This is a genomic window from Burkholderia sp. Se-20378 (assembly GCF_017104665.1).
Taxonomy (GTDB): Bacteria; Pseudomonadota; Gammaproteobacteria; order Burkholderiales; family Burkholderiaceae; genus Burkholderia; species Burkholderia lata.
On the sequence record NZ_JAAGPG010000302.1, the window covers coordinates 1 to 10,328 of the forward strand.

At 67.5% G+C, this 10,328-nt stretch carries 8 protein-coding genes; 2 read left to right on the top strand and 6 right to left on the bottom strand.

The genetic code is table 11. From position 1 onward, the window contains the following. Positions 1-33: 33 nt before the first annotated feature. A complete protein-coding gene (locus tag G3N93_RS25905) occupies positions 34-1,527 on the bottom strand; it encodes an FAD-linked oxidase C-terminal domain-containing protein (RefSeq protein WP_011351007.1) in 1,494 nt (497 codons plus the stop codon). 41 nt (positions 1,528-1,568) lie between these two features. Beyond that, a complete protein-coding gene (locus tag G3N93_RS25910; RefSeq protein WP_206134253.1) occupies positions 1,569-2,978 on the bottom strand; it encodes an FAD-binding oxidoreductase in 1,410 nt (469 codons plus the stop codon). A gap of 173 nt (positions 2,979-3,151) precedes the next feature. On the opposite strand from G3N93_RS25910, the gene G3N93_RS25915 reads away from it, so the two are divergent. Together G3N93_RS25915 and hmpA are read left to right on the top strand one after the other, a co-directional pair. Beyond that, positions 3,152-3,703: a cob(I)yrinic acid a,c-diamide adenosyltransferase gene (locus G3N93_RS25915; protein WP_039361370.1), complete on the top strand. Its 552-nt coding sequence runs from the start codon at positions 3,152-3,154 to the stop codon at positions 3,701-3,703. Between the two features lie 92 nt (positions 3,704-3,795). Next, complete coding sequence (hmpA, locus tag G3N93_RS25920) at positions 3,796-5,004, top strand: NO-inducible flavohemoprotein (RefSeq protein ID WP_206134254.1); 1,209 nt, start codon at positions 3,796-3,798, stop codon at positions 5,002-5,004. Between the two features lie 76 nt (positions 5,005-5,080). Here the strand turns inward: hmpA and aroG are convergent, their stop codons facing one another. The 4 genes from aroG to G3N93_RS25940 all read right to left on the bottom strand — a co-directional run. Next, entirely contained in the window at positions 5,081-6,154 is a 1,074-nt protein-coding gene (gene aroG, locus G3N93_RS25925; RefSeq protein WP_174939263.1) for a 3-deoxy-7-phosphoheptulonate synthase AroG, read from the bottom strand. Positions 6,155-6,556: 402 nt separating this feature from the next. Then, the gene (tldD, locus tag G3N93_RS25930; RefSeq protein WP_174939265.1) at positions 6,557-8,023 is read right to left on the bottom strand and encodes a metalloprotease TldD; all 1,467 of its coding nucleotides are present in this window, start codon (positions 8,021-8,023) and stop codon (positions 6,557-6,559) included. An 86-nt stretch (positions 8,024-8,109) separates the two neighbouring features. Then, positions 8,110-8,937: a carbon-nitrogen hydrolase family protein gene (locus tag G3N93_RS25935; RefSeq protein ID WP_046544982.1), complete on the bottom strand. Its 828-nt coding sequence runs from the start codon at positions 8,935-8,937 to the stop codon at positions 8,110-8,112. Between the two features lie 63 nt (positions 8,938-9,000). Continuing rightward, positions 9,001-10,328 (bottom strand): YhdP family protein (locus tag G3N93_RS25940; RefSeq protein WP_277396573.1); only part of this gene is annotated, 1,328 nt, incomplete at its 5' end.

The window sequence follows — 10,328 nt, forward strand, 5'->3', positions numbered from 1 at the left end:
CCGCCGGCACGGGCCGCGTACCGAGCGTGAAGCTCAGAAGCGCGGCAGGTCGGGGTGCGGCAGCAGCCCGCCGCGCACATGCTGGCGACCGTACTCGGCGCAGCGCGCGCGGGTCGGGATGCCCTTGTCCGGGTTCAGCAGCCCCGCCGGATCGAACGCGCGCTTGACCGCGAAGAATGCATCGCGCTCCTGCGGCGAGAACTGTACGCACATCGAATTGAGCTTCTCGATGCCGACGCCGTGCTCGCCCGTCACGCTGCCGCCGAATTCCACGCAGCATTCGAGGATTTCCGCGCCGAACTGCTCGGCGCGGTGCAGTTCGTCCGGATCGTTCGCGTTGTACAGGATCAGCGGATGCATGTTGCCGTCGCCCGCGTGGAACACGTTGATGCAGCGCAGCCCGTAGCGCGTTTCGAGCTGTTCGATGCGTGCGAGCAGCGGGCCGATCGCGCGGCGCGGCACGGTGCCGTCCATGCAGTAGTAGTCGGCGGAAATGCGGCCGGCGGCCGGGAACGCGTTCTTGCGGCCCGACCAGAAGCGCAGCCGCTCGTGTTCGTTGCGCGATACCTGGATGCGCGTCGCGCCATGCTCGCGCAGCACGGCGGTCATCCGCACGATCTCTTCCGCGACTTCTTCCGGCGTGCCGTCCGATTCGCACAGCAGGATCGCTTTCGCCTCGAGGTCGTAGCCTGCGTGCGTGAACGCCTCGACGGCCTGCGTGGCCGGCTTGTCCATCATTTCGAGCCCGGCCGGGATGATCCCCGACGCGATGATCGCCGCGACGGCCTCGCCGCCCTTGACGACGTCGTCGAAGCTCGCCATCACGAGCTGGGCCGTCTGCGGCTTCGGGATCAGCTTCACCGTGACCTCGGTGACGATCGCGAACATCCCTTCGCTGCCGATCATCACGGCGAGCAGGTCGAGGCCCGGCATGTCGAGTGCGAGCGAGCCGAATTCGACGATCTCGCCATCGATCGTCACCGCGCGCACCCGCATCACGTTGTGCACGGTCAGCCCGTATTTCAGGCAGTGGACGCCGCCGGAATTTTCCGCGACGTTGCCGCCGATCGTGCACGCGATCTGCGATGACGGATCGGGCGCGTAATACAGGCCGTACGGCGCGGCGGCTTCGGAAATCGCGAGGTTGCGCACGCCGGGCTGCACGGTCGCCGTGCGCGCGTAAGGATCGACTTCGACGATGCGCGTGAAGCGCGCAAGCGACAGCACGACGCCGAGCGCGATCGGCAGCGCACCGCCCGACAGGCTCGTGCCCGCGCCGCGCGGCACGATCGGCACTTCCATGCGGCGGCAGATCTGCACGATCCGCTGCACCTGCGATTCCGTTTCGGGCAGCGCCACCGCGAGCGGCAGGCGGCGGTACGCGGACAGGCCGTCGCATTCGTACGGCGCAGTATCTTCGTCGCGGTACAGCAGGCAGTGCGTCGGCAGCACGGCCATCAGCGCCTGCACGACTTCACGCTGGCGCTGCGCGCGTGCCGCGCTCGACAGTTCGACGGGAGCGTTCATTGGGTCTCCTGCAGCAGGCGGCGCGGCGTCGCGCCGCCGTGTCAGCACGTGAAAATCTTGCCCGGATTCATCAGGTTGCGCGGATCGAGCGCGAGCTTGATCGCACGCATCGTATCGATCGCGTTGTCGCCGTGCTCCTTCGGCAGGAAGCGCATCTTGTGCAACCCGACGCCGTGCTCGCCCGTGCAGGTTCCGCCGAGGCGCAGCGCGCGCTCGACGATCCGGTCGTTGATGTGCTCGGCCTCGGCGATTTCCTCCGGCTTGTCGGGGTCGATCAGGATCGCGACGTGGAAATTGCCGTCGCCGACGTGGCCGACGATCGGGCAGGGCAGCGACGACGCGCGCAGGTCGACTTCGGTTTCCTCGACGCACGCGGCGAGCTGCGAGATCGGCACGCACACGTCGGTCGTTACCGCGCGGCAGCCGGGTTTCAACTGCAGCATCGCGAAATACGCGTTGTGGCGGGCGGCCCAGAGCCGGCTGCGGTCTTCGGGGCGGGTTGCCCATTCGAAGCCCTGGCCGTTGTTCTGGCCGGCGAGCGCCTGCACGAGCTCGGCCTGTTCCTTCACGCCGGCCTCGGTGCCGTGGAATTCGAAGAACAGCGTCGGCGCTTCGGCCAGCGTCAGGTTCGAATGGCGGTTGATCGAGCGCACCGCGAGCGCATCGACGAATTCGACGCGCGCGATCGGCACGCCGATCTGGATCGTCTCGATCACGGTGCGCACCGCGTCGCCCATCGACGGGAACGTGCAGATCGCGGCCGATACGGCTTCGGGCAGCGGATGCAGGCGCAGCGTGATCTCGGTGATCACGCCGAGCGTGCCTTCGGAGCCGACGAACAGGCGCGTGAGGTCGTAGCCGGCCGACGACTTGCGGGCGCACGAGCCGGTTTTCACCACGCGGCCGTCGGCGAGCACGGCAGTCAGGCCGAGTACGTTCTCGCGCATCGTGCCGTAGCGCACGGCGTTGGTGCCCGACGCGCGCGTTGCGGTCATCCCGCCGATGCTCGCGTCGGCGCCCGGGTCGATCGGGAAGAACAGGCCGGTGTCGCGCAGTGCTTCGTTGAGCGCCTTGCGCGTGATGCCCGGCTCGACCGTCACGGTCAGGTCTTCGGCGTTGATCGACAGCACGCGGTTCATTTCCGACAGGTCGAGCGAGACACCGCCGCGTACCGCGAGCAGGTGGCCTTCGAGCGACGAGCCGGCGCCGTACGGGATCAGCGGGACGCTGTACAGCGAACACAGCGACACGACTTCGCGCACGTCGTCCGCACTGTGTGCGAACACGACGGCGTCGGGCAGCTGCGGGTCGAATGGCGATTCGTCGCGACCATGGTGGGCGCGGACGGCTTCAGCGGTCGACACGCGCTCGCCGAAGGCGGCGCGCAGCGCATCGAGCATGGCGGGGGGAAGGGGGCGGCGCGTGGCGGCCGGCTGGGCAGGGTGATTCACGTACGTCTCCTTGTCGATCCGGGTGAACGCGTTGGCGCCGGCCCGGCTCCCGTGCTGCAGGGTTTCGGGCCATTCTACGCTGTAACGCCCGCTGCGCCCGCCTCCGCGGGCTGCGATAATCGCGTTCGAACGCAACCGGGCCGCGTCGCGGCCGCGCACGAGAGGACATTCGCATGGGCAACCGCTTGAGCAAGATCGCCACGCGCACGGGCGACGATGGCACCACCGGACTCGGCGACGGCCGGCGCATCGGCAAGGACGACACGCGGATCGCCGCGATCGGCGACGTCGACGAACTGAACTCGAACCTCGGCGTGCTGCTCGCCGAAACGCTTCCGGACGAGATCCGCACCGCGCTCGTGACGATCCAGCACGACCTGTTCGATCTCGGCGGTGAGTTGTGCATTCCGGGCCATACCGTGCTCGACGACACGCATCTCGCACGTCTCGACCGCTGGCTCGCCGACTACAACGCGACGCTGCCGCCGCTGAAGGAATTCATCCTGCCGGCCGGCTCGCGCGCGGCGTCGCTCGCGCACGTGTGCCGAACCGTGTGCCGCCGCGCGGAGCGCTCGATCGTCGCGCTCGGGCGCACCGAGACGCTCAACGATGCGCCGCGGCGCTACGTGAACCGGCTGTCGGACCTGCTGTTCGTGCTGGCACGCGTGCTGAACCGCACCGATGGCGGATCGGACGTGCTGTGGGAGCGCGGCCGGGTCCGCTGACGTTTTGCCCCTTTGCCGCGCTGCGACAATTTGCCCGGGGGGCATCCATTTTTAAAGATGTATCGTATGTGCATGTTTAACGGAGAACGAACATGACCCACATCACCGCTGACCAGATGGCTCGCGTGAAGGCCACTGCCCCTGTCCTCGCCGTGCACGGCGCGACGATCACGAAGCACTTCTACCAGCGCATGTTCGCGCGCCATCCGGAACTGAAGAATCTGTTCAACCAGACGCACCAGAAGACGGGCAGCCAGCCGGAAACGCTCGCGAAGGCCGTCTACGCGTATGCGGCGAACATCGACAACCTCGGCGCGCTGGGCGGCGCCGTGACCAAGATCGCGCACAAGCACGCGAGCCTGAACATCCGCCCCGAGCATTACCCGATCGTCGGCGAGAACCTGCTCGCGTCGATCGTCGAAGTGCTGGGCGACGCGGTCGATGCGGAAACGCTGGAGGCGTGGCGCGTCGCGTACGGCCAGCTCGCGCAGATCCTGATCGGTGTCGAGGCGGACCTTTACGCGGGCGCCGCGTGGAGCGGGTTCCGTCCGTTCAAGGTCGAGCGCAAGGTGCGCGAAAGCGACGAGATCACGTCGTTCTACCTGACGCCGGCCGACGGCGGCGCGGCGCCGACGTTCGAGCCTGGCCAGTACATCACGGTGAAGCGCTTCGTCGGCGACCTCGGCGTCGACCAGCCGCGCCAGTACAGCCTGTCCGACGCGCCGCACGGCAAGTGGCTGCGCATCTCGGTGAAGCGTGAAGCCGGCAAGCCGGAAGTCATCCCGGCCGGCAAGGTGTCGACGCTGATGCACGACGGCGTGGAAGAGGGGGCGATCGTCGAGGTGACCGCGCCGATGGGCGAATTCTCGCTGAAGCGTGGCGTCGAGACGCCGGTGGTGCTGATCTCCGGCGGGGTCGGCATCACGCCGATGATGTCGATGGCGTCGACGCTGATCGCCGAGGGCAGCCAGCGCGAAGTGCGGTTCGTCCATGCCTGCCGCTCGGGCGCGGTGCACGCGTTCCGCGACTGGCTGAACGATACGGTGCGCGACCATGCGAACGTCAAGCGCACGGTGCTGTACGAGCTGGTCGGCCCGAACGATCGCGCCGGCATCGACTACGACCTGGAAGGGCGCCTCACGCCGGAAAGCGTGCAGCAATACGCGCTGGTGCCGGACGCCGATTACTACATCTGCGGCCCGATCGGGTTCATGAAGGCGCAGCGTGACGCGCTGGTTGCGGCTGGCGTCGCGCCGGAACGCGTGAACACCGAAATCTTCGGCTCGGGCGCGCTCGAGTGATGCACTGGCGGAGGGTCTCCTGCCAATGAAAAAGCCCGGTGCGAGCCGGGCTTTTTTGTTTTGGCGGACGAGGTGATCAGTTGCCGCTGCCGCGCGTGACGCGGCGCGCCTTCACCGATTCCGCGAGGCCTTCGAGCACCTTCACGCTGTCGTCCCACGCGATGCACGCATCGGTGATGCTCTGGCCGTAGGTCAGCTCGCAGCCTTCCTTCAGGTCCTGGCGCCCTTCGACGAGATGCGATTCGATCATCACGCCGACGATGCGGGCGTCGCCGGCCGCGATCTGGCGGCCGATGTCGGCGCAAACAGGGATCTGGTTCTCGTGCTTCTTCGAGCTGTTCGCGTGGCTCGCGTCGATCATCAGGCGCGCGGCGAGGCCGGCCTTGCCGATGTCCGCGCACGCGGCATTCACGCTGACCGCGTCGTAATTCGGCGCCTTGCCACCGCGCAGGATCACGTGGCAGTCCTCGTTGCCCGCCGTCGACACGATCGCCGAATGGCCGCCCTTCGTCACCGACAGGAAATGGTGCGGCTGCGATGCGGCCTTGATCGCGTCGACCGCGATCTTCACGTTGCCGTCGGTGCCGTTCTTGAAGCCGACCGGGCACGACAGCCCCGACGCGAGCTCGCGGTGCACCTGCGATTCCGTCGTGCGCGCGCCGATCGCCCCCCACGAGATCAGGTCGGCGATGTACTGCGGGCTGATCATGTCGAGGTATTCGGTCGCGGCCGGCAGCCCCATCTCGTTGATCTGGAGCAGCAGCTCGCGCGCGGTGCGCAGCCCTTCGTTGATCTTGAAGCTGTTGTCGAGGTGCGGATCGTTGATGAGACCCTTCCAGCCGACCGTCGTGCGCGGTTTCTCGAAGTACACGCGCATCACGATTTCCAGTTCGCCCTTGAAGCGCTCGCGCTCCTTCACCAGCCGGCCCGCGTACTCGATCGCCGCCTTCGTGTCATGGATCGAGCACGGCCCGACCACGACGATCAGCCGGTCGTCCATCCCGTGCAGGATGCGGTGCATCGACTGGCGCGAGTTGTAGATCAGCTCGGACGCGGCTTCGGAGCACGCGAATTCGCGGATCAGGTGGGCGGGCGGCGTCAGTTCCTTGAGTTCGCGAATGCGGACGTCGTCGGTGTTGTGCGGGGGCATGCTGTTTCTCCTTGGTTCCGGGCGCCGTTCGGTCAGTGCGAGTGGGCGTGCGGCAGATTCATCAATTCAAGCGATTCAGTGGTTTCGGTCGAGGCCGCGGGACCGCTGCGACGGCGACCGGGTGGCGAAGGGCGAAAAAAAACCGCCGGGTTCGCCGGCGGTTTTTTCGGGAATTTCGGTTGCGCTTTACGCGCCATCAACCCTCTCGATCCGCCAGCGGTCTGAGATACCAAAAAAAGTAAAAGTAAAACTTGGCGGACATGACGGAGATTCGGTTCGTCAAAAAAGTTGATTCGGAATTTATACCCCGTCGCCGGTCGGCTGGCAACCGGGAAACGTCGAAAATGCGGACATTCCGCGCGTTTTCTTCAAAATGCGCGGAATGTCTGCGCTGCGATGCGGTTATGCCGTACCGCCGACCGTCATCCGGTCGATCCGCAGGGTCGGCTGGCCGACGCCGACCGGCACGCTCTGGCCTTCCTTGCCGCACACGCCGACGCCCGAGTCGAGCGACATGTCGTTGCCGATCATGCTTACGTCCTTCAGCGATTCGGGGCCGCTGCCGATCAGCGTCGCGCCCTTCACCGGGTAGGTGATCTTGCCGTTCTCGATCATGTACGCCTCGGATGCCGAGAACACGAACTTGCCGTTCGTGATGTCGACCTGGCCGCCGCCGAAGTTCACCGCGTACAGGCCGTTCTTCACCGACGCGATGATTTCCTGCGGATCCTTGTCGCCGTTCAGCATGTAGGTGTTCGTCATGCGCGGCATCGGCAGCGCCGCGTACGACTCGCGGCGCGCGTTGCCGGTGACCGGCATCTTCATCAGGCGTGCGTTCAGCGTGTCCTGGATGTAGCCCTTCAGGATGCCGTCCTCGATCAGCGTCGTGCACTGCGTCGGGTTGCCTTCGTCGTCGATGTTCAGCGAGCCGCGGCGGTTCGGCAGCGTGCCGTCGTCGACGACGGTCACGCCTTTCGCGGCGACCCGCTCGCCGATCCGGCCCGCGAATGCGGACGAGCCCTTGCGGTTGAAGTCGCCCTCGAGGCCGTGGCCGATCGCTTCGTGCAGCAGCACGCCCGGCCAGCCCGGCCCGAGCACGACCGTCATCGCGCCGGCCGGCGCGGGGCGGGCGTCGAGGTTGACGAGTGCCGCATGCACGGCGTCGTCGACGTAGCGCGACAGGACTTCGTCGGTGAAGTAGGCGTAATCGAAGCGACCGCCGCCGCCGCCGGAGCCGATCTCGCGACGGCCGTTCTGCTCGGCGATCACCGTGACCGACACGCGCACGAGCGGTCGGATGTCGGCCGCGAGCGCGCCGTCGCTGCGCGCGACCAGCACGACGTCGTATTCGCCGGCGAGGCCTGCCATCACCTGCGTGATGCGCGGGTCGCGGCCGCGCGCCATCTGCTCGATGCGCTCGAGCAGCTTGACCTTGGCCGTCGCGTCGAGCGACGCGAGCGGATCGGACGGCAGGTACAGGTCGCGGCCCGAGATGCCTTTCAGCGACGTTGCCGCCTTGATCTTCTGGCGCCCGCCGCCGGCCGCCGCGATCGCCTTGGTGGCGGCAGCGGCTTGCGCGATCGCTTCCGGCGACAGGTCGTCGGAGTACGCGAACGCGGTGCGGTCGCCCGCGACCGCGCGCACGCCGACGCCCTGGTCGATGCTGAAGCTGCCCGATTTGACGATGCCTTCCTCGAGGCTCCACGCTTCGCTGCGGGTCGCCTGGAAGTACAGGTCCGCGTAGTCGACGCGATGCGTGAAGATGTCGGCGATCGTGCGCGTGAGCAGGCTTTCGTCGAGGCCGTACGGCGTGAGCAGGATGTCCTTCGCCAGCGCGAGGTTGCGGATGCCGGGTTCGATGATGTTCATGCGGATATCGGGGTTTCTCAAAAAGTTGTCGGGTGCTTCTGGGCAGATGGGTTGGCCGCGCGGCGTTTCAAGCGGCGCGGCCGGATTCAGGTGAGCACGCGGTGCCGCCACGCGGGCAGGCTCTGGCGCACGTCGGCGATGCGCTGCGGATCGATCGCGCCGAGCACGACGCTGGCGCCCACGTCGCGGACCGCGACGATCTCGCCCCACGGGTCGATCAGCATGCTGTGGCCCCAGGTGCGCCGGCCGTTCTCGTGCTTGCCGCCTTGCGCGGCCGCGAGCACGTAGCACTGGTTCTCGACGGCCCGCGCGCGCAGCAGCGTTTCCCAGTGCGCGCGGCCCGTCGTATACGTAAACGCCGACGGGACGACGATCAGCGCGCAGTCGCCCATCCTGCGATACAGCTCCGGAAAGCGGAGATCGTAACAGACCGACAGGCCGACCCGCCCGAACGGCGCGTCGAACGCGACGACCGTATCGCCCGCGCGGATCGTGCGCGCTTCGTCGAACGACTCGTCGCCTTTCTCGAAGTTGAACAGGTGGATCTTGTCGTAGCGCGCGGCTTCGTTGCCGGACGGATCGAACACGAGCGTCGTGTTGAGCACGCGATCGGGCTCCGGCGCCTTCAGCGGCAGCGTGCCGCCGATCACCCAGATGCCGTGGCGACGCGCGGCGTCCGCGAGGAAGTGCTGGATCGGGCCGTCCTGGTAGGGTTCGGCGAGCGCGAGCTTGTCGGTGTCGCGGTGGCCCATGAAGCAGAAATACTCGGGCAGCAGCACGAGCTGTGCGCCTTCGCCGGCGGCTTCCGCGATCAGGCGGCGTGCCTCCGCGAGATTGCGCGCGACGTCCGGCGTGCTCACCATCTGCAGCGCGGCGACCTGGAAGGGCGTGGCGGAACGGGTGTGGTCGGTCATCGCAGGATCGGTTGCGTCATAAATGGGGTGCGGCCCGGCACCGTGCGCGGTTCAGCGTGTGGCTCAATGGTTCGCCGCATCGGCCGGACCGTGATTCATCTTACCCTGATCGCCCCGCACCCGCTCAATGTGCGGGTGTGCCCACGAGCCGGTGATCGCGTAGTCGAGCGCGAACGCGCGCGACAGCGTCTCCGACAGCGCATAGTTCGCGGCCAGCACGCCGACGCCGAGCAGCGGGTTGATGATGGCTGCCCCGATCGCGGCGGCACCCGCGCTGATTTTCGGCGCGACGTGCGCGTGCAGGTCCTGCGTCTCGGTGCCGAGATCGACCGCACCGCGCACGGTCACGTTCGCGGGCCCCGTCATCATCGAGAAGTCGTCGGTGCGGGCGATCCCGTTCGAGATCTGCCCGGTGCCGGTGATCTTGTCGAACGGCAGCCCCTTGCCGATCACGTCGCGGAAATTCAGCGTCAGGAAGCGCGCGAGGCTCTGCAGGCTCAGCACGCCGAGCAGCTTTGCCGCGCCCGGATCGACCTTCAGGATCTGGCCGTGTTCGAGATCGAGCGCGATCTGGCCGCCGAGCGACGGGAAGTCGAGCGCGGTCGGGCCGCCGCGCCAGCCGACCTTGCCGGTAACCGAGCCATGGCCGTCCGCCAGCGTGCGCGGCAGGCCGACGCGGTCGAGCAGTGCGCCCGCGTTGCCGATGTCGAGCTTGAAGTCGAATACGGTGCGGCGCGGTGCATCGTTCTCGTCGGTACCGCGGGCGAGCGCGCGGCGCGACGTGCGCCAGTTGCCGGTTGCCGTCAGCTTCGCGTCCGGGTTCGACAGTTCCAGCTTGTCGAGTTGCCAGACCGGCGTGCCGGCTTCGTCGATATTGCGTGCGTTGACGACGAGGCGACCGATGTCGTGGTTGCGCGCGACGACCTGGTCGACGATCAGGTCGATCGACGGCATCGGGCGGTCGGTCGGCGTCGGCAGGTTCATCGCGCGGCCGACGAGATCGTGCTGCGCGCTGTCGGGCACCACGAGCTTCGCGAGCCGCGCGTTCAGCACGCCCGCGCCGTTGTGGCCGCCGCCCGGCGCCCACGACAGGTAGCCCGACACCTGGTTCGACGCGATGTTCGCCTGCCACAGCTCGTCGATGTGCGACGCGCCGACGATCACGTTTTCCCAGTTGCGCTTGAGCAGCTTCAGCGTGCCGAAATGGAACGCGAAGCGCTTCGGCGCGAAACTGGCGAAATCGACGCGAGGCGCGGCCTGCGGCTCCTGCGCGCGCGGCGTGTCGGACTTCAGCGTATGGGCAAGCGCGAGCCACGCATCGGCGTCCAGTTCGTTGACGTCGACGGCCGCGCTCACGCCGTCCTGCGGCATGTCGGGCATCCGGTGGATGC